The organism is Streptomyces sp. CB00455 (assembly GCF_001905445.1).
Lineage (GTDB): Bacteria > Actinomycetota > Actinomycetes > Streptomycetales > Streptomycetaceae > Streptomyces.
The window spans coordinates 656,144-679,530 of record NZ_LIVQ01000003.1; the positions used below are offsets into that span (position 1 = coordinate 656,144).

The 23,387-nt window shown below is 71.7% G+C and carries 22 protein-coding genes; 13 read left to right on the top strand and 9 right to left on the bottom strand.

Features of this window, described 5'->3' with window-relative positions; genetic code table 11:
* Positions 1-26 precede the first annotated feature (26 nt).
* From AMK16_RS15500 to AMK16_RS15515, 4 genes are all read left to right on the top strand, one after another.
* Positions 27-1,463, top strand: a complete 1,437-nt coding sequence (locus AMK16_RS15500; RefSeq protein ID WP_073914953.1) for an MFS transporter — start codon at positions 27-29, stop codon at positions 1,461-1,463.
* A 158-nt stretch (positions 1,464-1,621) separates the two neighbouring features.
* Positions 1,622-2,671: an aldo/keto reductase gene (locus tag AMK16_RS15505; protein ID WP_073914956.1), complete on the top strand. Its 1,050-nt coding sequence runs from the start codon at positions 1,622-1,624 to the stop codon at positions 2,669-2,671.
* Positions 2,672-2,691: 20 nt separating this feature from the next.
* Entirely contained in the window at positions 2,692-3,285 is a 594-nt protein-coding gene (locus AMK16_RS15510) for a TetR family transcriptional regulator (protein WP_073914959.1), read from the top strand.
* Between the two features lie 133 nt (positions 3,286-3,418).
* Positions 3,419-4,135 (top strand): VC0807 family protein, encoded by a 717-nt coding sequence (locus AMK16_RS15515; RefSeq protein ID WP_073914961.1) that lies wholly within the window; start codon positions 3,419-3,421, stop codon positions 4,133-4,135.
* An 84-nt stretch (positions 4,136-4,219) separates the two neighbouring features.
* Here AMK16_RS15515 and AMK16_RS15520 read toward each other — a convergent pair whose 3' ends face one another.
* The gene (locus AMK16_RS15520) at positions 4,220-5,602 is read right to left on the bottom strand and encodes a glycine--tRNA ligase (protein WP_073914963.1); all 1,383 of its coding nucleotides are present in this window, start codon (positions 5,600-5,602) and stop codon (positions 4,220-4,222) included.
* A gap of 155 nt (positions 5,603-5,757) precedes the next feature.
* Between AMK16_RS15520 and AMK16_RS15525 the strand changes: the two genes are divergently transcribed.
* The 4 genes from AMK16_RS15525 (at position 5,758) to AMK16_RS15540 (ending at position 8,987) form a co-directional block, all read left to right on the top strand.
* The gene (locus AMK16_RS15525) at positions 5,758-6,744 is read left to right on the top strand and encodes a metal ABC transporter substrate-binding protein (protein WP_073914965.1); all 987 of its coding nucleotides are present in this window, start codon (positions 5,758-5,760) and stop codon (positions 6,742-6,744) included.
* A gap of 29 nt (positions 6,745-6,773) precedes the next feature.
* Positions 6,774-7,565 (top strand): metal ABC transporter ATP-binding protein, encoded by a 792-nt coding sequence (locus AMK16_RS15530; RefSeq protein ID WP_107417146.1) that lies wholly within the window; start codon positions 6,774-6,776, stop codon positions 7,563-7,565.
* Positions 7,565-8,428, top strand: coding sequence for a metal ABC transporter permease (locus tag AMK16_RS15535; protein WP_073914970.1), 864 nt, complete (start codon positions 7,565-7,567; stop codon positions 8,426-8,428). The genes AMK16_RS15530 and AMK16_RS15535 overlap by 1 nt, the downstream gene beginning before the upstream one ends.
* Before the next feature lie 109 nt (positions 8,429-8,537).
* Entirely contained in the window at positions 8,538-8,987 is a 450-nt protein-coding gene (locus tag AMK16_RS15540) for a Fur family transcriptional regulator (RefSeq protein WP_073914972.1), read from the top strand.
* A 40-nt stretch (positions 8,988-9,027) separates the two neighbouring features.
* On the opposite strand, the gene AMK16_RS15545 is transcribed toward AMK16_RS15540, so the two are convergent.
* The 5 genes from AMK16_RS15545 to leuA form a co-directional block, all read right to left on the bottom strand.
* Positions 9,028-9,846 carry an isoprenyl transferase gene (locus tag AMK16_RS15545; RefSeq protein ID WP_073914975.1) on the bottom strand — a complete coding sequence of 273 codons (819 nt, stop codon included), beginning with the start codon at positions 9,844-9,846 and terminating at the stop codon, positions 9,028-9,030.
* Positions 9,847-9,857: 11 nt separating this feature from the next.
* Positions 9,858-10,604: a DNA repair protein RecO gene (gene recO / locus AMK16_RS15550; protein WP_030757462.1), complete on the bottom strand. Its 747-nt coding sequence runs from the start codon at positions 10,602-10,604 to the stop codon at positions 9,858-9,860.
* A gap of 121 nt (positions 10,605-10,725) precedes the next feature.
* Entirely contained in the window at positions 10,726-12,297 is a 1,572-nt protein-coding gene (locus AMK16_RS15555; protein WP_242438737.1) for a nucleobase:cation symporter-2 family protein, read from the bottom strand.
* Positions 12,298-12,935: 638 nt separating this feature from the next.
* A complete protein-coding gene (locus tag AMK16_RS15560; protein ID WP_073914976.1) occupies positions 12,936-13,631 on the bottom strand; it encodes a TerB family tellurite resistance protein in 696 nt (231 codons plus the stop codon).
* A 220-nt stretch (positions 13,632-13,851) separates the two neighbouring features.
* A complete protein-coding gene (gene leuA, locus AMK16_RS15565; RefSeq protein WP_073914979.1) occupies positions 13,852-15,615 on the bottom strand; it encodes a 2-isopropylmalate synthase in 1,764 nt (587 codons plus the stop codon).
* Positions 15,616-15,979: 364 nt separating this feature from the next.
* Here leuA and AMK16_RS15570 point away from each other — a divergent pair, with 364 nt between their 5' ends.
* From AMK16_RS15570 to AMK16_RS15585, 4 genes are all read left to right on the top strand, one after another.
* Positions 15,980-17,056 carry a M4 family metallopeptidase gene (locus AMK16_RS15570; protein ID WP_073916142.1) on the top strand — a complete coding sequence of 359 codons (1,077 nt, stop codon included), beginning with the start codon at positions 15,980-15,982 and terminating at the stop codon, positions 17,054-17,056.
* A 10-nt stretch (positions 17,057-17,066) separates the two neighbouring features.
* Positions 17,067-17,354 carry a protealysin inhibitor emfourin gene (locus AMK16_RS15575; RefSeq protein WP_073914982.1) on the top strand — a complete coding sequence of 96 codons (288 nt, stop codon included), beginning with the start codon at positions 17,067-17,069 and terminating at the stop codon, positions 17,352-17,354.
* 59 nt (positions 17,355-17,413) lie between these two features.
* Entirely contained in the window at positions 17,414-18,253 is an 840-nt protein-coding gene (locus tag AMK16_RS15580) for a GNAT family N-acetyltransferase (RefSeq protein WP_073914984.1), read from the top strand.
* A 99-nt stretch (positions 18,254-18,352) separates the two neighbouring features.
* Positions 18,353-18,997 (top strand): SAM-dependent methyltransferase, encoded by a 645-nt coding sequence (locus AMK16_RS15585; RefSeq protein ID WP_073914986.1) that lies wholly within the window; start codon positions 18,353-18,355, stop codon positions 18,995-18,997.
* 22 nt (positions 18,998-19,019) lie between these two features.
* Here AMK16_RS15585 and era read toward each other — a convergent pair whose 3' ends face one another.
* On the bottom strand, positions 19,020-19,970 hold the full coding sequence (gene era / locus AMK16_RS15590; protein ID WP_073914989.1) for a GTPase Era: 951 nt from the start codon (positions 19,968-19,970) through the stop codon (positions 19,020-19,022).
* Positions 19,971-20,384: 414 nt separating this feature from the next.
* Positions 20,385-21,512, bottom strand: coding sequence for a GlxA family transcriptional regulator (locus tag AMK16_RS15595; protein WP_443333572.1), 1,128 nt, complete (start codon positions 21,510-21,512; stop codon positions 20,385-20,387).
* A 74-nt stretch (positions 21,513-21,586) separates the two neighbouring features.
* Here AMK16_RS15595 and AMK16_RS15600 point away from each other — a divergent pair, with 74 nt between their 5' ends.
* Positions 21,587-22,900 carry an MFS transporter gene (locus AMK16_RS15600; protein ID WP_073916145.1) on the top strand — a complete coding sequence of 438 codons (1,314 nt, stop codon included), beginning with the start codon at positions 21,587-21,589 and terminating at the stop codon, positions 22,898-22,900.
* 106 nt (positions 22,901-23,006) lie between these two features.
* Here the strand turns inward: AMK16_RS15600 and AMK16_RS15605 are convergent, their stop codons facing one another.
* Positions 23,007-23,360 carry a cytidine deaminase gene (locus AMK16_RS15605; protein ID WP_073916147.1) on the bottom strand — a complete coding sequence of 118 codons (354 nt, stop codon included), beginning with the start codon at positions 23,358-23,360 and terminating at the stop codon, positions 23,007-23,009.
* Positions 23,361-23,387: the final 27 nt, after the last annotated feature.

The window sequence follows — 23,387 nt, forward strand, 5'->3', positions numbered from 1 at the left end:
GAGGGCGCGGACGTAGCATCGGCGGCATGATCGAGCCGAGTCAACGGCAGCGCGCGCTCGTCCTGGCGATCTGCTGCATGAGCCTGTTCATCGTCAGCCTCGACAACACCGTCCTCAACGTGGCGCTGCCGTCGATGCGCCGCGACCTGGACGCCTCTGTCGCGGGGCTGCAGTGGACGATCGACGCCTACACGCTGGTGCTGGCGTCGCTCCTGATGCTCGCGGGCTCCACCGCCGACCGGATCGGCCGCCGCAAGGTGTTCGTCGCGGGTCTGGTGCTCTTCGCCCTCGGCTCCCTGCTGTGCTCGCTGGCCCCCAGCCTCGACTGGCTCATTTTCTTCCGGATGGTCCAGGCGGTGGGTGGCGCGATGCTCAACCCGGTGGCGATGTCGATCATCACCAACACCTTCACCGATCCCGCGGAGCGGGCGCGCGCCATCGGCGTGTGGGGCGCTGTGGCGGGCATCTCCATGGCCGCGGGCCCCCTGGTGGGCGGCGTGCTGGTGGATTCCGTGGGGTGGCGCTCGATCTTCTGGATCAACCTGCCGATCGGGCTGGCGGCCCTGCTGCTGACCTTGCGGCACGTGCCCGAGTCGCGGGCGGCGCGGCCCCGGCGGGTGGACCCGGTGGGCCAGGTACTGGTGATGTCGCTGCTGGGCAGTCTGACGTACGGGATCATCGAGGCCCCGGCCGCGGGCCTGGCCTCGCCGCTGATCATGGGCTGCGCCGCGGTGGCCGCCCTCTCGCTGGTGGCGCTGGTGCTCTACGAGCTCCGGCGCGAGGAGCCGCTGGTCGACTTCCGGTTCTTCCGGAGCGCTCCTTTCAGCGGTGCCACCGTGATCGCCGTGAGCGCCTTCGCCGGGATGGCGGGCTTCCTCTTCCTGAACACCCTCTACCTCCAGGACGTGCGCGGCCTGAACGCGCTGCACGCCGGGCTGTACATGCTGCCGATGGCCGCGCTGACCTTCTTCATCGCTCCGCTGTCGGGCCGGCTGGTCGGCAGCAGGGGGCCGCGGCTGCCGCTGCTGGTCGCGGGCGTGGCGATGACGGCCAGCGGACTGCTCTTCGCCGCCTTCCGGGCCGAGGCGTCCACGCCGCTGATGTTCACCGGGTACGTGCTCTTCGGGATCGGCTTCGGCATGGTCAACGCGCCGGTCACCAACACGGCGGTCTCCGGGATGCCCCGCTCGCAGGCGGGTGTGGCGGCCGCCATCGCCTCGACGAGCCGGCAGACCGGCAGCGCCCTGGGCGTGGCGATCGTCGGGTCGGTCCTGGCGGCGGGGCTGAAGGACGGCTCCGACTTCGCCGCGGCGACCGGTCCGGCCTGGTGGATCATCACGCTCTGCGGGGCGCTGGTCCTGGTGGTGGGGGCGGCGACCAGCGGGCAGTGGGCCCGCGCGACGGCGGAGCGCACCGCCCGCACCCTGGACCCGCCGGCCCGGTGCGCGCGCGCGGACGCTTGACGCCCCGATGCCCGATGCCCGCCGCCCGACTGCCGCCGCCTGACTGCTGCCGTAGGGACTGCTGCCGTCTGGCGCCCGACGCCGGCACTCGTCACCCGAGCCGGTACTGACGGGTGACAGATATTGAAATCTGTCACCCGTCATGCCATTCTCGTTCCATGACCACATCTGAGAACGCCCCTTCCGGCACCCTCCCCGCCGGCGCGCCCCGCCGGGTGCTCGGCACCACCGGTCCCCGCGTCTTCCCCCTGGGCCTCGGCTGCATGGGGATGTCCGCCCTCTACGGGGAGGCCGACCGCGCCGAGTCCCTGGCGACCATCCACGCCGCCCTGGACGCGGGCGTGACCCTGCTCGACACCGGCGACTTCTACGGCATGGGCCACAACGAACTGCTGATCAACGAAGCCCTGCGGACCGCGTCGGCGGCGGCCCGCGAGCAGGCGCTGACCAGCGTCAAGTTCGGCGCACTGCGGACGGTCGAGGGCGGCTTCAGCGGCTATGACGGCCGCCCCGAGGCCGTCAGGAACTTCCTCGCCTACTCCCTCCAGCGCCTCGGCCGGGACCACATCGACATCTACCGGATCGCCCGGCTGGATCCGGCCGTCCCCATCGAGGAGACCGTCGGAGCCATCGCCGAGGCCGTCGAGGCCGGGCACGTGCGCCACATCGGGCTCTCCGAGGTCGGGGCGGACACCCTGCGCCGGGCCGCAGCCGTCGCCCCCATCGCCGACCTGCAGATCGAGTACTCGCTCGTGTCCCGCGGCATCGAGGAGGAGATCCTGCCGACCGCCCGCGAGCTCGGCATAGGCATCACGGCGTACGGCGTGCTGTCCCGGGGCCTGATCAGCGGCCATTTCGCCCGCGACCGCGCACTGAGCCCGGGCGACTTCCGCGGGATGAGCCCCCGCTTCCAGGGGGACAACCTCGGCCGCAACCTCGACCTGGTGGAGGCCCTGCGCAAGGTCGCGCAGGGCAGGGGCGTGAGCGTGGCCCAGACCGCCATAGCCTGGGTGCTCTCGCGCGGCGAGGACATCGTGCCGCTGGTGGGCGCGCGGAGCCGTGAGCGGCTCACGGAGGCGCTGGGCGCCCTGGAGGTCACCCTGAGCGCCGCCGATCTCGCCGCCATCGAGGAGGCCGTACCCGCGGGCGCCGCGGCGGGCGAGCGCTATCCGGCGGCGCAGATGGCCCACCTCGACAGCGAGCACTGAGCGGGCGGTACCGTCGTCCCATGCCATCCGCCGCTGCCGAACCCCTGACGCCCGAGCGCATCCTCGAAACCACCGAGGAGGTGCTGCGCCGGTTCGGCCCCGGCAAGGCGACGGTGGTGGATGTGGCGCGCGCGCTGGGCGTCAGCCACGGCAGCGTCTACCGGCACTTCCCGTCGAAGGCGGCGCTGCGCGAGGCCGTCACGGACCGCTGGCTCGCCAGAAGCGTCGTCATGCTGGAGGAGATCACCTCGGCAACCGCCGAGAGCGCCCCTTCCAAGCTGGAGGCATGGCTGGAGGCACTCTTCCGGGCCAAGCGCCACAAGGCGGGCGACGACCCGGAACTGTTCGCCACCTACACCGTGTTGCTCGCCGAGAACAGCGGGGTGGTGGACGCGCACCTGGCCGAGCTGATCGACCAGCTGACCCGGATCGTGGCCGAGGGCGTCGCGGCGGGCACCCTGGCGGCCGAGGACGTGCCGGGGGCCGCCCGTGCGGTCTTCGACGCCACGGGCCGCTTCCACGACCCGCAGTACGCGGCGGACTGGCTCTCGCCCACGATCTTCACTGAGTTCGAGGCCGTCACGAGTCTGATCATCCGGGGCCTGCGCGCCTGACGCCGCCCGGCTGTCCGGAACGCTCCGGTCCGGACACCTTGGCGATCATTTTGAGTTGTTCGCCTTGTACATGCCAGTCACATGTCCTTACGGTCCCCCTACCGCACTCGTCAGGCATGTTCCAGGGGGAACCTTGTCCGCCCAAGCAGCACGACCCGCACCTCCGGCACGCTCCGGCGCCGCCACCGCCCTCGGCTGGATCCTGACCATCGGGCTCAACGTGGTCGCGCCGGTCATCACCTACAACATGCTCACCGACGACCACGGCTGGAGCGAGTTCTCGGCGCTGCTCCTCAGCGGCGCCTGGCCGGTGCTCGACAGCGCGATCCACGTGGCCTGGCGGCGCAAGCTCGACGAGTTCGCCCTCGTCACCCTGGTCTTCCTGGTGATCACGGCGGTCGTCTCGCTCGTCGGCGCCCACTCGGCCCGGGCCCTGCTGATCAAGGACTCCGCCGTGACCGGTCTGTTCGGGCTGCTCTGCCTGGTCACCCTGGCGGCCGCCCGGCCGCTGATGTTCTACTTCGGCCGCAAGTTCGCCACCGACGGCACCCCGGAGAGCACCGCCTGGTGGAACGGCCTGTGGCAGTACGAGGGCTTCCGCACCACCCTGCGCCGCATGACGCTCGTCTGGGGCGTGGCCTACATCGCCGAGTCCCTGGTCCGGATCGCGCTGGCGTACACCCTGGACACCCGGACCATGGTGACGCTCAGCCCGTTCATGATCTACGGGGTGCTGGGCGCCCTGGCCGTGTGGACCGCCCGCTACGGCAAGCGTTCCCAGGCACAGGGCGAGCGCCGGGCGGCCGAGGCGGCCGCCGCCGAGACGGCCGCCAAGGGCGCCGCGGCCTGAGCGGACCGGCTCCGGCACGAAAGACCGGTGGCCCGGTGCGCAGTCGTGCGCACCGGGCCACCGGTCTTGGGGTCGCGGCGGAACCTAGCAGCCGAGCAGGCGGCTGCCGAGGTAGCTCTGGATCTGGTCCAGGGAGACGCGCTCCTGCTTCATGGTGTCGCGCTCGCGCACGGTCACCGCGTTGTCGTCCAGGGTGTCGAAGTCGACGGTGACGCAGAACGGCGTACCGATCTCGTCCTGGCGGCGGTAGCGGCGGCCGATGGCGCCCGCGTCGTCGAACTCGATGTTCCAGTTCTTGCGCAGGTCGGCGGCGAGGCCCTTGGCCTTCGGCGACAGCTGCGGGTTGCGGGACAGCGGCAGGACGGCGACCTTGATCGGGGCCAGGCGCGGGTCGAGGCGCATCACGGTGCGCTTCTCCATGACGCCCTTGGCGTTGGGGGCCTCGTCCTCGTTGTACGCGTCGAGCATGAAGGCGAGCATGGCGCGGTTGACACCGGCCGCCGGCTCGATGACGTACGGGGTGTAGCGCTCGCCGGCCTCCTGGTCGAAGTACGTGAGGTCCTGGCCGGAGGCGGCGGAGTGGGCCTTGAGGTCGAAGTCGGTGCGGTTGGCCACGCCTTCGAGCTCGGAGAACTCATTGCCGCCGAAGTTGAAGCGGTACTCGATGTCGGCGGTGCGCTTCGAGTAGTGGGACAGCTTCTCCTTCGGGTGCTCGTACCAGCGGATGTTCTCCTCGCGGATGCCGAGGTCGCGGTACCAGTTCCACCGCTCGGCCATCCAGTACTCCTGCCACTGCTCGTCCTCGCCCGGCTTGACGAAGAACTCCATCTCCATCTGCTCGAACTCGCGGGTGCGGAAGATGAAGTTGCCCGGCGTGATCTCGTTGCGGAAGGACTTGCCCATCTGGGCGATGCCGAACGGGGGCTTCTTGCGCGAAGTGGTCTGCACCTGGGCGAAGTTGGTGAAGATGCCCTGGGCGGTCTCGGGACGCAGGAACGCCTTGGAGCCGGTGTCCTGGGTCGGGCCGAGGTGCGTCTCCAGCATGCCGGAGAACTGCTTCGGCTCGGTGAACTGGCCCTTCACACCGCAGTGGGGACAGTTGACGTCGGCGAGGCCGTTGGCGGGCTCACGGCCGTGCTTGGCCTCGTACGCCTCGACGAGGTGGTCCGCACGGTGACGCTTGTGGCAGGCGGTGCACTCGGTCAGCGGGTCCGAGAAGGTCGCGACGTGACCGGAGGCCACCCAGACCTCGGGGGCCAGGATGACGGAGGAGTCGAGGCCGACGATGTCCTCACGCCCGGTGACCATGGCCTTCCACCACTGGCGCTTGATGTTCTCCTTGAGCTCGACACCGAGCGGGCCGTAGTCCCAGGCAGCCCGGGAACCGCCGTAGATCTCACTGCACGGGAAAACGAAGCCACGGCGCTTGCTCAGGCTGACGATGGTTTCGATCTTGTCGGCGGCCACGGTGCTCTCTTCATTACGAGGACGAACGGCGAAGCCTTTAGGTTACCGGCGCCCGCACCCCCCCTTTCAAATCGGATCCCCCTCCACCGCCCCCGGCCCGGCCCCCTCACCTGGGTTTTTGACAATCGTTTCCATCTTTGATGAAAATGGATGTCATGAACGTACGAGGCCTCATACCCGCCGCCGCCCTTGCCGGAGCCGTCACCCTCGGCGCGACGGCCCTCACCGCCTGCTCCCCGGCAGGCGCCGGTGCCTCCGGCGGCAAGGACGGCAAGCTCGCCGTGACGGCGTCGTTCTACCCGATGCAGTACCTGGCCGAGCAGATCGGCAAGGACCACGTGCAGGTCTCCACCCTGACCAAGCCGGGCGTCGAACCGCACGACCTGGAGATCACCCCGCGCCAGACCGGGCAGCTCTCCGAAGCCGACGTGATCCTCTACCTCAAGAGCCTGCAGCCCGCCGTCGACAAGGCCGTTGCGCAGTCCGGCGCGAAGAACGTCGTCGACGCCGCCACCCTCACACCGCTGGAAACCCACGGCGCCGCCGGCCACGACGACCACGCCGCCGAGGACGAGAGCGCGTCCGGCGGGCACGACCACGACCACGGTCATGCCGAGAGCGGCCGGGACCCGCACGTCTGGCTCGACCCGGCCAAGTACGCGGACATCGCCAAGGGCGTGGGCGCGGCCTTGGAGAAGGCCGACCCCGACCACGCCGCCGACTACGCGAAGAACACCGGCGAACTCGTGGCGAAGCTGACCGCGCTGGACACCGAGTTCAAGGACGGCCTGCGGAACACGGCCTCCAAGACCTTCATCACCACCCACGCCGCCTTCGGTTACCTCGCCGAGCGCTACGGCCTGGACCAGCAGGGCATCTCCGGCGTCGACCCCGAGTCCGAGCCCAGCCCGGCCCGGATGAAGGAACTCCAGGCCGCCGCGAAGAAGGACAATGTCAGCACCGTGTTCTTCGAGACCCTGGCCGGCGACAAGACCGCGAAGGCCCTCGCCGGGGACACCGGCCTGAAGACCGACGTCCTCGACCCGCTCGAGGGAATCACCGACAAGTCCCAGGGCGCTGACTACTTCGAGGTCATGCGGTCGAACCTGAAGAACCTCCAGAAAGCCCTCGGAGCCAAGTGATGACAGCAGCAGCAACGGAGGCGCGAGCCATGCAGTCCCCGCCCCGCCCGGCACAGGACCAGCCCGTCATATCCCTGCGCGGGGCCACGGCCTCGCTCGGCTCGCGCCCCGTGCTGCGCGGGATCGACCTCACCGTCGGCCGCGGTGAGGTCGTCGCCCTGCTCGGCGCCAACGGCTCCGGCAAGTCCACCGCCGTGCGCGCCGTCGTCGGCCAAGTGCCGCTCACCGACGGCGACCTGGCCCTCTTCGGCACGGAGTTCAAGCGCTTCCGGGACTGGTCGCGCATCGGCTACGTCCCTCAGCGCACCACCGCCGCCGGCGGTGTCCCGGCCACCGTCCGCGAGGTCGTCTCCTCCGGCCGGCTGGCCCGCTCCCGCTTCGGTCTTCTGCGCAAGGCCGACCGGGCCGCCGTCGAGCGCGCCCTGGCCCTCGTGGACATGGACGCCTACGCCGGCGTCTCGGTCAACGCCCTCTCCGGCGGCCAGCACCAGCGGGTGCTCATAGCCCGGGCGCTCGCCGGCGAACCGGAGCTGCTGCTCATGGACGAGCCGATGGCCGGCGTGGACCTGGCCAACCAGGAGGTCCTCGCCAAGGCCCTGCGCGAGCAGGTCGCCGCCGGCGCCACCGTCCTGCTGGTCCTGCACGAGCTGGGCCCGCTGGAACCCCTGATCGACCGGGCCGTCGTCCTGCGCGACGGCTGCGTCGTCCACGACGGGCCGCCCCCGGAGGCCGTCGGACAGCACGCCCTGCCCGGCCACGACCACGTACACCCCCACGCGGCGCACGGCGCCGAGCCCCTGCGGACGGGACTGCTGAGCTGATGGACCTCCTCGACCTCGCCTTCATGCAGCGGGCGCTGATCGCCGCGGCCCTGGTGGGCGTCACGGCGCCCGCCATCGGCACGTACCTCGTCCAGCGCCGCCAGGCCGTGATGGGCGACGGCCTCGGGCACGTCGCCATGACCGGTGTCGCCCTCGGCTTCGTGCTCCACACCAGCCCCGTCTGGATGGCCACCCTGGTCACCGTCGTCGGCGCCGTCGGCATGGAGCTGATCCGCTCCCGCGGCAGGACCAGCGGGGACGTGGCCCTCGCCATGCTCTTCTACGGCGGTCTCGCCGGCGGTGTGATGATCATCAACATGGGCGGCGGCTCCACGACCAACCTGCTCAGCGCGATGTTCGGCTCCATCACCACCGTCGCCTCCGCCGACGTCACCGCGATGGCGATCCTCGCCGCCTTCGTCCTCGCCGTCACCATCGGCCTGCGCAGGCAGCTCTTCGCCGTCTGCCAGGACGAGGAGTTCGCCCGGGTCACGGGCCTGCCCGTGCGCGCGCTGAACCTGCTGATCGCCGTCACGGCCGCCGTCACCGTCAGCGTCGCGATGCGCATCGTCGGTCTGCTGCTGGTCAGCGCCATGATGGTGATCCCGGTCGCCGCCGCCCAGCGCCTGACCCGCGGCTTCGCGGCCACCCTGGGCCTGGCCATCACGATCAGCCTGGCCGTCGCCCTGACCGGCACGGCCACCACCTACTACGTCAACGCGCCCTCCGGAGCCATGATCGTGCTGCTGGCGATCGCCGTCTTCATGGCGCTGACCGCGCTGTCCGCCCCCCTGGCGCGGCGCCGCGCCAGGGCCGCACGGGCGGACGAGGAGGTCTGCACGCGCGACGACGTGGCGGTGTAGGCGGGCGCCCGGCTGATTCCGGCCGGATGGCCCCGGGCGGGGCCATGATCCGCCGGACACCACCGGCCGGGCTGGCACAATGGCCGCAGGCCGATACGAGGAGGAACCGGTGGCGACTGCGCCTGGCGAGACGAATACCGCGCCAGTACGAGGACGGTCCACCCGGCAGCGGGCCGCCGTGGCGGCGGCGCTGGACGAGGTGGACGAGTTCCGCAGCGCCCAGGAGCTCCACGACATGCTCAAGCACCGTGGTGACTCCGTGGGCCTGACCACCGTGTACCGCACCCTCCAGTCGCTCGCGGACGCCGGTGAGGTCGACGTGCTGCGCACCAGCGACGGCGAGTCCGTCTACCGGCGCTGCTCCACCGGCGACCACCACCACCACCTGGTCTGCCGCAAGTGCGGCAAGGCGGTGGAAGTGGAGGGCCCGGCCGTGGAGAAGTGGGCGGAGTCCATCGCCGCCGAGCACGGCTACGTGAACGTCGCCCACACCGTGGAGATCTTCGGGACCTGCGCGGACTGTGCGGCCGCGGCCGGCCCGGCGGCCCAGGCCGGCTGAGGCCCGCGCGGCCCGCGGGCCCACCGCTCGCCGCGGGCGGTCAGGCGGAACCCTCGGGCTGGTTCGGGACGGCTCCGCCGAAGCGGCGGTCGCGCTGGGCGTACTCCAGGCACGCCGCCCACAGGTTGCGGCGGTCGAAGTCCGGCCACAGCACGTCCTGGAAGACCATCTCCGCGTAGGCCGACTGCCAGAGCAGGTAGTTGGAGGTGCGCTGCTCGCCGCTCGGCCGCAGGAACAGGTCCACGTCCGGCATGTCCGGGTAGTACATGTACTTCGCGAAGGTCTTCTCGTTCACCTTCGACGGGTCGAGCCGGCCGGCCGCCACGTCCCGGGCGATGGCCTGCGCCGCATCGGCGATCTCCGCACGGCCACCGTAGTTCACGCAGAAGTACAGGGTCATCGCGTCGTTGTCGACGGTCTGCTCCTGCGCGACCTGGAGCTCCTGGACGACCGACTTCCACATCTTCGGCATCCGGCCGACCCAGCGGATGCGGATGCCCAGCTCGTTCATCTCGTCGCGGCGGCGCCGGATCACGTCGCGGTTGAAGTTCATGAGGAAGCGCACCTCATCGGGCGAGCGCTTCCAGTTCTCCGTCGAAAAGGCGTACAGGGAGAGGTTCTTGACGCCCATCTCCAGGCAGCCCTTGAGCACGTCGAGGACGACGCCCTCGCCGACCTTGTGGCCCTCGGTACGCGGCAGACCGCGCTCCTTGGCCCAGCGGCCGTTGCCGTCCATGACGACCGCGACGTGGTTCGGGACCAGCTCGCCGGGGATCTTCGGCGGGCGCTCACCGGACGGGTGCGGCTCGGGAACCTTGTACTCGCGGCGAGAGCGCCCCAGAATCCCGCGTCGTGCCATGTGCCCAGCTCCTATTTCTCGACGTATCGCAGGGAGCGTAGCCCGCGTTCCAGATGCCAGTGCAAATAGGCCGAGACCAGCCCGCTGCCCTCCCGCACGTGACGCGCCTCGCACGCGTCGGCGTGGCCCCAGTCACCGGTCAGCAGGGCGCTGAGCAGGGCTATGGCCTCCGACGAGGGTACGACGCTGCCGGGCACGCGGCAGTCCCCGCATATCACTCCGCCGGCGGCGACGGAGAAGTGCCGGTTGGGGCCGTGGATCCCGCACTTCGCGCAGTCCTCGAAGCTGGGCGCGTAGCCGTTGACGGCGAGCGAGCGCAGCAGGAAGGCGTCGAGGATGAGGTGCGGCTCGTGTTCGCCGCGCGAGAGCGTGCGCAGGGCGCCGACGAGCAGCAGGTACTGCTGGACGGCCGGCTCGCCCTCGTTCTCGGTGAAGCGCTCGGCGGTCTCCAGCATGGCGGTGCCGGCGGTGTAGCGGGCGTAGTCGGTGACGATGCCGTTGCCGTACGGGGCGATGATCTCGGTCTGGGTGCAGAGCGGCAGGCTGCGGCCGATCAGCTCGCTGCCGCGGGCGAAGAACTGCACGTCGGCGTGGGAGAAAGGTTCCAGCCGGGCGCCGAATTTGGACTTCGTACGCCGCACCCCGCGGGCGACGGCCCGGACCCGGCCGTGGCCCCGGGTCAGCAGCGTGATGATGCGGTCCGCCTCACCCAGCTTCTGGGTGCGCAGCACGATGCCGTCGTCGCGGAACAGACTCATGCGCCCATTGTCCCTTGTGCGGGGACCGGTACGGGGACACCCGGGGGAACGGGTTGCGGCCACCCGCCCGGACCGGTTCCGGGCGAGGGGCCGCAAGCCGCGGCGGGGAGCCGTCGCGGGATCAGGTGGCGGGCGTCGCGACGCCTTCCGTCCTGTCGGCCGCCGTCTTCCCGGCCGCCGTCTTCCCGGTCTCGGCCGTCCCGGTCTCCGGCTCCGTGGCCGGCGGCTCCGTGACCGCGGGCTCTGCGACCACCGACTCCGCGATCCCGGCCCCGGCGGGCACGGCGGCCTCCGCCACCGGGGCCGGCAGCTCGATTGCGGGGACGGCCGGGACGTCATCCCCGGCCAGGCCGTTGAAGACCAGGTTCAGGACGATGGCGGTCGTGGCGCCGAGCGTGACACCGCTGTTGAGGAGCGAGGACAGGTCGGCGTCCATGTGCTGGGTGAAGAAGACCGGGACGGTCGCGGGGAGTAGCGCGAAGGCCAGGGAGACGCCCACGATCAGGGCATTCTTCTCCTCCTTGAGGTCCACCTTGCCCAGCGTCTGGATGCCGGCCAGGGCCACCATGGCGAACATCACGGTCGCGGCGCCGCCGAGGACGCCGTGCGGGACGGCGGCGACGATCGCGGCCGCCTTGGGCAGCAGCCCCAGGATGATCATGAAAACACCGGCGGCGACGACCACGAACCGGCTCTTGACCTTCGTCATCCGCACCAGGCCGACGTTCTCGGCGAAGGCCACGTACGGGAAGGAGTTGAGGATGCCGCCGAGGGCGGTCGCGGCGCCGTCGGCACGCAGGGCGCGGGCCACCGTCTCGCTGTCGACCTCCGTGCCGACGATGTCGCCGACCGCGTAGGTGTCACCCGTCGTCTCGACCATGGTGATCAGCATGACGATCAGCATCAGGACGATCGGGAACCACTCGAACTTCGGGACCCCGAAGTGGAAGGGAGTGGTGACGCCGATCCAGCCGGAGTCGGCGACGTCGCCGAACTTCGTGTCGCCGAGGAGGAAGGCGACCGCGGTGCCGCCGACCAGGCCGAGCAGGATGGAGATGCTCGACAGGAACGGCTTGCCGGTCTTCATCAGGACGAGGATGAAGAGCATCGTGCCGCCGGCGTAGGCGAAGTTCACCGGGTCCCCGAAGTCCGGGCTGCCGAGGCCGCCCGCCGCGTCGTTCAGGCCCACCGGGATCAGGACGATGCCCAGCACGGTGATCACCGTGCCGGTGACGACCGGCGGGAAGAGCCGCATCACCGTCCGGAACGCCTTGGCGGGCAGCCAGGCGAAGGCGAAGGTGGCCGCGCCCGCGGTGATGACCGCGCCGTAGATGACCAGCAGCGCGGCGGTGCCACCGCCCGCGCCGAGACCGATGGCGATCATCGGGGAGACGGCCGTGAAGGTCACGCCCTGGATCAGCGGCAGGCGCGCACCGATCCGGCCTATGCCCCAGGCTTGGATGATCGAGGCGATGCCGCAGGTGAAGAGGTCCGCGTTGATCAGGTAGACCAGCTGGTCGGGGCTGAGTTTCAGCGCGTTGCCGACGATGATCGGGACGATCACCGCGCCGGCGTAGAACGCGAGTACGTGCTGGAAGCCGTACAGCGCGAGCTTGGGGAGGGGGAGCACCTCGTCGACCGGGTGCGTGCTCTGCTCTCCGTTGCCGGAGGGTCGGGCGGCGACACGTGCCATCTCTGCCTTGCCCTTCAAGAGGTGAGGTGAGGTGAGTGGGAGGAGATCGGTGAGCCGTGGCCGGAGTGGGTCGCTAACCCGTTGGTCCGCCAGGATTGTCACTGCGTTCACGTGCATCGAAGCCCCGCTGTGTTAACGGCGGCGTCTCGTCGTGTGACCGGAATTGAACGCCTGTGGGGGGCCGCACAGATATCGTGGACTTCTACAAATCGTTGACGCTCACGGCGGCTGGATCTGGAGGTTCCGCCAGTGGTGGACTCCCGGGAACAGGAGTACACGGGACGCCCGGCGCAGACGGCTCCCCCTGCTGCGCTCTCGCGAACAGCACGGGGCAGGGTGAAGCAGGGCGGCCGGACCGGGTCTTCATGCCCGTTCGGATGTGCAAAGCCGACGGCCCGGCCGAGGCGTCCAAGGGGTGGACGGCGCGGGCCCGGTACGGCCCGATCGGGGGCCGAGGAGAGGCGCGGGGGGCGCGTTTTCGGCCATGCAAGGCCGGATCGTTACCTCTGAGGAGACGGCTCCGGTCGGTTCCGGGCGTGGCGGGGGGGCGGCTGCGGGCGGGCGTGGGCGGCCGCGGGGGGTGCGGGGCTGCCTCCGGGCCGGGCCGCCTCCGGTGGCCGCTCCCGCTACGACTCCCGCTACGGGGCGCGGACCGCCGACAGCAGCCGGGCCACCTCGTCCGCGTCGATGCGCAGCGCCGCTCCGACGGTGGAGAGCACCTCGCGCTCGGCGGGGATGTAGGGGCCGTCCGCGAGCGCGATGCGGGCGCCCTGGAGCAGGATCGACTCGCGGCCGGGACCGGCCAGGTGCGGGGCCAGCGGTTCCAGTGCCTCGTGGAGCTCGATGGCCAGTGCGGCGCCGCAGCATTCCGGGACGTCATACAGCCCGAGCCGCCCCTCGTCGGTGGACAGTGCGTCCACCAGGGACTCCAGCTGCTCCTCCGTGCAGTCCTGGAAGCCCGCGGCGCGTACGGCGCACACGGCGGCCTCCAGCGCGCTGCGGGAGGCGGTTCCGCCCGCGGTGAGCACGGCCAGCGCCACGGTGTGCGCGGCGTCGCGCAGCATCGCCGTGAAGCGGGTGGTGGTGAGGTGGTCCAGGACGTCCGGGTCGAAGCGCTCGCGGCACGCCTGGCACTCGACGACGGGCCCGTCGCTGCCGCGCGGCAGCAGCGGCATGCCGAGGACGGTGAACCGGCGGCGTCCGGTCCGTCGGCGGTAGTTGCGGTCTCCACCGCAGGCGGGGCAGAAGAACTCCCCGTCGCCCACGGTGCTCCAGGTGGTACGAGTGCCCCAGGCCCTCAGCTTCCGGCCGTCCCCACCCCGAACTGGCAGCACGTCGCACCTCCGTAACCTTCCGGCAACATCGCCGGGTTGGCGTGATGTTAGCCACATCGGTGAGGATGCGTCAGCCGTGTGACCGGACAAGCTTGTCCGCGGAAACGGAGTTGGCCGATCTGCGCCCCCGTACGCGCCCTCCCCGGCGGGGCGGCGTGCCCCGGAAACGGGGAGCCCCGCCCCTCCGGACGGCGGAGGGGCGGGGTTCCCCGTACGTGTCTCAGCGGCCCGCGCGGTTGACGGCGGAGACGACCGCCTTCAGGGAGGCCCGGGTGGTGTTGGCGTCGATGCCGATGCCCCACAGGACGCGGCCGTCGATCGCGCACTCGATGTACGAGGCGGCCACGGCGGAGGCGCCCTCGCTCATGGTGTGCTCGGTGTAGTCCAGCAGGCGGGCGTCGATGCCGATGCCGGCCAGCGCGTCGAAGAAGGCCGAGATCGGACCGTTGCCGGTGCCGTCCAGCACGGTTTCCACACCGTCCACGACCGCCTCGACGGTCAGCGTGTCGATGCCGTCCTTGTCGGTGGTGGTCTGGCCGGAGCGCAGCTGGATGCGGCCCCACGGGTTCTCGGGGTTCGGCAGGTACTCGTCCTGGAAGACGGACCAGATCGCCTTCGGCGTGACCTCGCCGCCCTCGGCGTCGGTCTTGCCCTGGATGATCCGGGAGAACTCGATCTGCATGCGGCGCGGCAGGTCCAGCTTGTGCTCGTTCTTCAGGACGTAGGCGATGCCGCCCTTGCCGGACTGCGAGTTGACGCGGATGACCGCTTCGTAGGAGCGGCCGACGTCCTTGGGGTCGATGGGCAGGTACGGGACCGCCCACTCGATGTCGTCGACGGTCTTGCCCCCGGCGGCCGCGTCGGCCTCCATGGCGTCGAACCCCTTCTTGATGGCGTCCTGGTGGGAGCCGGAGAAGGCGGTGTAGACCAGGTCGCCCGCGTAGGGGTGGCGCGGGTGAACCTCCATCTGGTTGCAGTACTCGCTGGTGCGGCGGATCTCGTCGATCTGCGAGAAGTCGATCTGCGGGTCGATGCCCTGGGAGAACAGGTTCATGCCCAGGGTGATCAGGTCGACGTTGCCGGTGCGCTCGCCCTGGCCGAACAGGCAGCCCTCGACGCGGTCGGCGCCGGCCATCAGGGCCAGCTCGGCGGCGGCGACGGCGGTGCCGCGGTCGTTGTGCGGGTGCACGGAGATGCAGATGTGCTCGCGGCGGGTCAGGTGGCGGGCCATCCATTCGAAGCGGTCCGCGTGCGTGGAGGGGGTGGAGCGCTCGACGGTCGCGGGCAGGTTCAGGATGATCTCGCGGCCCTCGGCCGGCTGCCAGACGTCGCAGACGGCCTCGCAGACCTCCAGGGCGAAGTCCAGCTCGGTGTCGGTGAAGATCTCCGGGCTGTACTGGTACCCGAAGGTGGTCTCCGGGCCCAGCAGCTTCTCGGCGTACTCCATGACCAGGCGGGTGCCGTCGACGGCGATCTGCTTGATCTGCTCCTTGGAGCCGCGGAAGACGACCCGGCGGAAGGTCGGGGCGGTCGCGTTGTACAGGTGCACGGTGGCGCGCCTGGCGCCGACCAGGGACTCCACGGTCCGCTCGATCAGGTCCTCGCGGGCCTGGGTCAGTACGGAGATGGTGACGTCGTCGGGGATCGCGCCCTCTTCGATGATGGAGCGTACGAAGGCGAAGTCGGTCTCACCGGATGAGGGGAAGCCGACCTCGATCTCCTTGTAGCCCATGCGCACCAGCAGGTCGAACATCTCGCGCTTGCGGGCGGGGGTCATCGGGTCGATCAGCGACTGGTTGCCGTCACGCAGGTCGGTGGACAGCCAGCGGGGCGCCTTGGTGACGCGGGCGTCCGGCCAGGTCCGGTCTGGGATCGCGACCTGCTCGTAGAAGCCGTACTTGTGGACCGGCATCCCGGAGGGCTGCTGGGTGTGGGTCGCGTTCGTGATGGGCGTGGGGCGACCGGCAAAAGGCTGCTGGCTCATGGCGCTGGGCTCCTCGCGTGTCCGCGTGTAGTTCGCTGGGACGGCCGACGGCGGTCGCAAAACCGCAACACCAAACTCCGCGGGGAGGGGGCCGGCCTACGACTACAGACCCTCGCCGCGGCAGCTAAGGAGAAGCAGCCCGAAACGCATGGTGCGACGAGCCTAGCCGAGCCGCGCCGTGTGCGAGGTTCCGTTCCAGTATGCAAGACCCCTGCGTCGGATTTATACCCCTTTGTGAGGTACGGCTCGATTCTCGGCGTGCGGTCCGGGCGAAGCGTCAACGCGGCGCGCCCCCTTTCAGACAAGTGAATGAATCATGGTTGCAGCTAGTGACACCACCATGACCGAGTGCGACATTTCCGGGATGGATGCCAATCTCCCCCGCCCGCACCACCCCGTCTTCTGCACGGTCGTGCCGCCCCACGTACTGGAGCGCGTCGCCCGCTCCGAGGACACGGCCCGGGCCGACGCCGCCCAGCGCACCCTTGAGCAGGACGCCCTCCAGCGCACCCGGCGCCGGATCAACGCCTTCCGCGGCATCGTCCCGCCACTGGGGCCCGTACCCGCCGACCACCCCGTCCGCACGGTCTACGACGCCGGGCACCGGACCCGGCTGCCCGGGACCGAGGTCCGCAGGGAGGGTTCGGAGCCCGGCCGGGACGCGAGCGCCAACCGCGCCTACGCGGGCCTCGGCGCGACCTTCGACCTCTTCTTCCAGGGGTTCGGCCGCCACTCCATCGACGACGCGGGCCTGGCCCTGGACGCGAGCGTGCACTACGGGGAGCGGTACAACAACGCCTTCTGGGACGGCAGCCGGATGGTCTTCGGCGACGGCGACGGCGACCTGTTCCTCGACTTCACGGTGTCCGTGGACGTGATCGGGCACGAGCTGACGCACGGCGTCACCCAGTACACGGCCAACCTGGACTACTACAAGCAGGCCGGCGCCCTGAACGAGTCGATGTCGGACGTCTTCGGCTCCCTCATCAAGCAGTACTCGCTCGGGCAGACGGCCGACCAGGCGGACTGGCTGATCGGCGCCGGCCTGCTGGGACCCGAGGTCAGCGGGGTCGCGCTGCGCTCGATGAAAGCTCCCGGCACGGCCTACGACGACGACGAGCTGGGCAAGGACCCGCAGCCGGCGACCATGGACGACTACGTCGTCACCACCCGCGACAACGGCGGTGTGCACATCAACTCGGGCATCCCCAACCACGCCTTCTACGTGGCGGCGACCGAGCTGGGCGGTCATGCCTGGGAGCGGGCCGGGCTGATCTGGTACGACACCCTCACGGGCGGCGCGCTCGCCCAGGACGCGGACTTCGCGGACTTCGCCCGGCTGTCGACCGCCGCCGCCGTCACCCGGTACGGAGAGGGCGGCGCGGAACACCAGGCGCTCCAGAAGGCGTGGTCGGCGGTGGGTGTTCCCTCGGCGGGGTAGAAGGCCACCCATGCGGATTCAGGTGGTGCGGACGGGCGGCTTCGCGGGGATCGAGCGGCAGGCCGAGGTGGACACCTCGGGCCTGCCGGACGAGGACGAGTGGCAGGTCCTGGTCCGGCGGGCACTGCGGACCCGGCCGCCCGCCGACGCGGCGCGGGAGGCTGCCCGGGCGGAGCGGGTGCGGGACGGGTTCTCCTACCGGATCACGGTGGACGGGCGGACGTTGTGCTGCCGGGAGCCGGACCTCTCCGAGGCCCAGCGGGCCCTGATCTCCCGGGTGTTGAAGGAGGGCGCCTGAGCGCCTGAGGGGACCGGAAAGGAGGTGCCGCGCCGCGGCCCCTTTGCTTGGATGACCGGATGACCGACCAAGAGATCGATATGCCCGTGCGGCAGCTGTCCGAGCTGGAGCGCTACTACGACACGGCCCCGCGCCGGGGCGGCGCGCGGGCCGAGGACTTCGGCCCGCTCACGCTGTTCGTGCAGGAGGGCGAGGGCTGGCCGTACTACGCGCGGCCCGCGCTCGACGTCACCGGCGACGGCCCGGAGGCGACTGCGGACGACGTGCGGCGGGTGCTGGCGCGGCAGCGGGAGCTGAAGGTCCCCGAGGCGTTCGAGTGGGTGGCCGAAACCAGCCCCTCGCTGCGGGCCGCGGTGGAGGCGGCAGGGCTGTACGTCCACGCGCACCCGCTGATGGTGCTGGACCCCGGGGCCCCGCCGCTCCCGGCGCATCCGGAGGTACGCGTGCTCGGCCCGGGCGACCCGCTGCTGACGGCGGCGGTCACGGTGCCGGCCCTGGCCTTCGCGGCCCCGGGGACCGCCGTCGGCGAGGCCGGCCCGCAAGAGCTGGCGCAGGCATCGGCCGTCCCGGCGGCGCGGGAGCGCGCGGCGCAGGTGTCCGCAATGCTGGCCTCGGGCCGGACCGCGATGGCGGCCGCGGTGCGTGACGGGGTGGTGCTGTGCTCGGGGCAGTACAACCCGGTCGGTGACGTGTCCGAGGTGGTCGCCGTCGGCACCCTCCCCTCGGCCCGGCGCCAGGGGTTGGCCCTCGCGGTCACGGCGGCCCTGGTCGCGCACGCCCGTGAACACGGCGCCCGTACCGTCTTCCTCTCGGCGGGCGACGAGGACGTGGCCCGCGTCTACGCCCGCCTCGGCTTCCGCCGCGCGGCGACTGCCCTGATCGCGGAGCCCCCGGCCTGAGGGCGGCCGGGTTTGCCGGAACGGCAACGGGATTTGCCCGCCGGACGGGAGCGGCGCAGCATCGGCCGCACCGGCACACCCGTACAGGAAGAGGCCCCCATGTCCGACCACCAGCACCAGGACCACGCCGCGGGCGAGGAGTTCTGGGACGCCCGGTACCGCGAGAGCGACCGCATCTGGAGCGGGAAGCCCAACGACGTCCTGGTCCGCGAAGCCGGCGGGCTGGCCCCGGGCCGCGCCCTGGACCTCGGCAGCGGCGAGGGCGCCGACGCCGTCTGGCTGGCCCGGCAGGGGTGGCACGTCACCGGGACCGACATCTCCGGGGTGGCCCTGGAGCGGGCCGCCGAGCACGCCGCCGAGGCGGGGGTCGGCGACCGGATCGACTGGCAGCGGCACGACTTCGCGCGGTCCTTCCCCGCCGGGGAGTTCGACCTGGTCTCCGCGTGCTTCCTGCATTCGTACGGGGACTTCCCGCGCGAGCGGATCCTGCGCACCGCCGCGGCCGCCGTGGCCGTCGGCGGGGTCCTGTTGATCGTCGGTCACGCCGGGGGGCCTTCGTGGGACCCGGACGCGCACGCGGACATGCACTTCCCGACGCCCCGGGAGGTGTGGTCCCGGCTGGAGCTGCCAGAGGGTGACTGGGAGGTGCTGGTCGCGGCCGAGCACCTACAGGCCATGACGGCGCCCGACGGGCGGCCCGGGACCCGGCCGGACAACGTGCTGAAGCTCAGGCGGCTGCGCTAGCGCAGCCGCCCGCCGACAGGGGTCAGAAACCGAGCTTGCGCAGCTGCTTGGGGTCCCGCTGCCAGTCCTTGGCGACCTTCACGTGGAGGTCGAGGAAGACCGGGGTCCCGAGCAGCGCCTCGATGTGCTTGCGCGACTTCATCCCGACCTCCTTCAGGCGGGCGCCCTTGGGGCCGATGATGATGCCCTTCTGGCTCGGCCGCTCGATGTAGACGTTGGCGTGGATGTCGAGCAGCGGCCGGTCGGCCGGACGGTTCTCGCGCGGGATCATCTCCTCGACGACCACGGCGATGGAGTGCGGGAGCTCGTCGCGCACGCCCTCCAGTGCGGCTTCACGGATCAGTTCCGCGACCATGACCATCTCGGGCTCGTCGGTGAGGTCGCCCTCCGGGTACAGCGGCGGGCTCTCGGGCAGCAGCGGGGCGATGAGGTCGGCCAGCAGCTGGACCTGGGTGTCGCCGACGGCCGAGACGGGGACGATCTCGGCCCACTCGAAGCCCAGCTCCTCGGCGAGCTGGTGGACGGCGATGAGCTGCTCGCCCACCACCTTGGACTCGACCAGGTCGGTCTTGGTGATGATGGCGATCTTGGGGGTCTTCTTGATCCCCGCCAGTTCCTTGGCGATGAACTTGTCGCCGGGGCCGAGCTTCTGGTCGGCCGGCAGGCAGAAGCCGATGACGTCGACCTCGGACCAGGTGGCACGCACCACGTCGTTGAGGCGCTCGCCGAGGAGGGTGCGCGGCTTGTGCAGGCCGGGCGTGTCGACGAGGACGAGCTGTGCGTCGGGGCGGTGCACGATGCCGCGGACGGTGTGGCGGGTGGTCTGCGGCCGGTTGGAGGTGATCGCGACCTTGGTACCCACGAGTGCGTTGGTGAGGGTCGACTTGCCCGCGTTGGGGCGGCCGACGAAGCAGGCGAAGCCCGCACGGTGCGGGCTGGTGGACTCGGGGGAACGATCGCTCATACGGGCCATTCTCCCCGATGCGGCTCCCAGCGCCGACCAGGTCGCGGCGGCGAGGGCGCAAGCGGCCGCCGGGAAGGTGCCGAGCAGGGGGTGCGCGGCGTGGGCGATACGGCCCTGAGCTGTGCTTCCGCCGCCGACGGGCCCTAGCGACACCTGGGCCCGCTCCACGTCGGGCAGCTCGTTCCAGGGGGCGCTTTGGCGTATTACCCGGCCGGGAAGCGGTTCGGCGCCCGCCCAGGCGGGGGCGGACGCGGCGGGCGCCCTGCCGAAGGCGCCGGAAGCGGCGAGGGCGGCGCGGGGCCGCAGGGGTGACGTTGCCGGTGTGGCGCCGCGTGCAGGCGACCACGGCGCCGGATCGGGAAGAGAGGGGCGCGCCGGGGATGCTGACGCCGCCCGGTCCGGTGGAGTCGGCGGCCTTGCCGATCAGGGACCGGTCGGCCGGAGCGCCGCGGGCGTCCTTGACGGTGACGGCGCCGATCCGTCCGGTGGCGGCGCCGCCGTCCGGGTAGGGGACCGCGGCCGGGGCGCTGTCCTCACCCGTCCGGCTGATGGCCCGTCGGGAGCGGGCGGGGCGTCCCGGGACGCACGGAAGGTCCGCCGGTAGGCGGTCGGGCTGACCCCGAGGACCGCCTGCACGTGCTTGCGCAGCGACTGGGCGGTTCCGAAGCCCGCGTCCCGGGCCACGTGCTCCATCGGCAGGTCCGTCCGCTCCAGCAGCTGCCGGGCCCGCTCGACACGCTGCCTCGTGATCCACTCCCCCGGGCTCAGACCGCACTCCTCGCGGAAGCGCCGGGTGAAGGTCCGCACCGACACGGCCTCCTGCCGGGCCAGGTCGGTGAGGCGCAGCGGCTCGTGCAGCCGGTCCAGCATCCGGGCGCGGGCCGCGGTGGTGCCGGCGCGCTGCTCCTGGGGCACGGGGCGGGTGACGAACTGGGCCTGGCCGCCGTCGCGGTGCGGCGGCACGACGGTGCGGCGGGCGACGTCGTTGGCGACGACCGCGCCGTGGTCACGGCGCACGATGTGCAGGCACAGGTCGATGCCGGAGGCGACCCCGGCCGAGGTCAGCACGTCCCCGTCGTCGGTGTAGAGCACGTCCGGGTCGACCCGGACCGCCGGGAAGAGCCGCTGGAAGTGCTCGGCCGAGGCCCAGTGGGTGGTGGCCGGGCGGCCGTCCAGGTAGCCCGCGGCGGCCAGCACGTAGCCACCGGTGCAGATGGAGACGAGCCGCGTGCCCGGCCGGATGTGGGCGAGCGCGGCGGCGAGCTCGCCGGTCAGCCTGCCCTCTTCGTGGACCGGCCCCAGTTCGTAGGAGGCGGGCACGACCACCGTGTCGGCGGTGGCCAGCAGTTCCGGGCCGTGTTCTACCTGGATGGCGAAGTCGGCGTCGGTGCGCACCGGTCCGGCGGCCAGCGCGCAGGTGAGGATCTCGTAGAGCGGCCGGCCGGCCGGGTCCTTGGCGCGTCCGAAGATGCGGTGCGGAATGCCGAGCTCGAAGGGCAGCAGTCCGACGAGGGCCAGGACGACGACGCGATGGAGCCGGGCCGGGGACATCATGGCCCGATCGTATCGAAGGGTGTCGGTCAGGCCACTGTCGTCCGGGTCCCCACGGACCGGAAGCTGTGGACGTGACGCAGACAGCCCCCGCCCCCACGGCCCCCTCCCCGGCACCCCGCAGGCCCGGACGCATCCACCGCGCCTGGTTCGCCGCGGCGGTCGCCTTCGTGACGATCATCGGCGCCGCCGCCTTCGCCTCCCTGCCCGGCCTGCTCATCGAGCCGCTGCACGCGGAGTTCGACTGGTCCCGAGGCACCATCGGCTTCGCCGTGTCCGTCAATCTCGCGCTCTACGGGCTCACCGCTCCCTTCGCCGCCGCGCTGATGGACCGCTTCGGCATCCGCACGGTCGTCGCGTGCGCGCTGACGGTCATATCCGCCGGCTCGGTGGCCACCGTGTGGATGACCGCGTCCTGGCAGCTGGTTCTGTACTGGGGCGTGCTGGTGGGCCTGGGCAGCGGCTCGATGGCCCTGGCGTTCGCGGCGACGGTGACCAACCGCTGGTTCACGGCCCGGCGCGGCCTGGTCACAGGCATCCTGACCGCGGCCGGTGCCTCCGGGCAGCTGGTCTTCCTGCCGCTGCTGTCCTGGCTGGTGGAGCACAACGGCTGGCGCCCGGCGGCGGTCACCGTGTCCCTGGCCGCGCTGGTCGTGGTCCCCTTCGTGTGGCTGCTCCTGCGCGACCACCCCGCGGACGTGGGCCTCGCGCCGTACGGGGGCGAGTACGCCGCCCGGCCGGCCCCGGTCCCGGGCGCGGCCCGGCGGGCGGTCGCAGTGCTGTTCAAGGCGGCCCGCACCGGCCCCTTCTGGCTGCTGGCGGGCACCTTCGCGATCTGCGGTGCCTCCACGAACGGGCTGGTGAAAACCCACTTCGTACCGGCGGCCCACGACCACGGCATGCCGGTGACCGCGGCGGCCGGCCTGCTGGCGGTGATCGGGGTGTTCGACGTGGTCGGCACGGTGGCGTCCGGCTGGTTCACCGACCGCTTCGAGGCGCGGCGGCTGCTGGCCGTCTACTACGCGCTGCGCGGGGTGTCGCTGCTCTTCCTGCCGGTGCTGATGGCGCCGTCCGTGCACCCGCCGATGGTCTTCTTCATCGTCTTCTACGGGCTGGACTGGGTGGCGACCGTGCCGCCGACCATCGCCCTGTGCCGTGAGCACTACGGCGAGGACGGTGCCATCGTCTTCGGCTGGGTCCTGGCCTCGCACCAGGTGGGCGCTGCGCTGGTGGCCTTCCTGGCCGGCGTGGCACGGGACGCCTTCGGCTCGTACGACCTCGTCTGGTACGCGTCGGGCGCGCTGTGCGCGGTGGCGGCGCTGATGGCGATGGTCATCCGCCGGCGGTCTCCCGGGCGGCCGGCGGCGCCGCTGCCCGCGATGCCCTGACCGGAGCCCGAACCGAACAGGACCCGGAACCGGGCCGGGCCCGGGCCGGACCCTGGCTGTCACGAGGCGCGGGCGGCGGGGCGGGCGCGGCCGGGGCGACGCTCCGTCAGCCCGCCGGGGTCGTGGACTTCAGGGTGCCGTCCGGGGCGGCCAGCAGCACCGGGGTGTCCGGGCCGCCCAGGTCGCGGACGGCGGCTCGGTCCGCGGCGGCCGGAGCGTCGGCCGCGCTGACGACGGCGGCGGCCTCCAGGGACCGGGCACCGCTCGCCACCGCCATCGCGACCGCGGTCTGCAGCGCGCTCAGCTTCAGGGAGTCGAGGTCCACCGTCCCGGCCACGTAGGTGCGGCCCGTCTCATCGCGCACGGCCGCGCCCTCGGGCACCGCGTTGCGGGCCCGGGCGCTGCGCGCCAGCGTGATGATCTTGCTGTCCTCGGGGTCGATCCCGGTGCTGTCGGTCATGGGCGAAAGCATAGAGAGCGCCCCGCC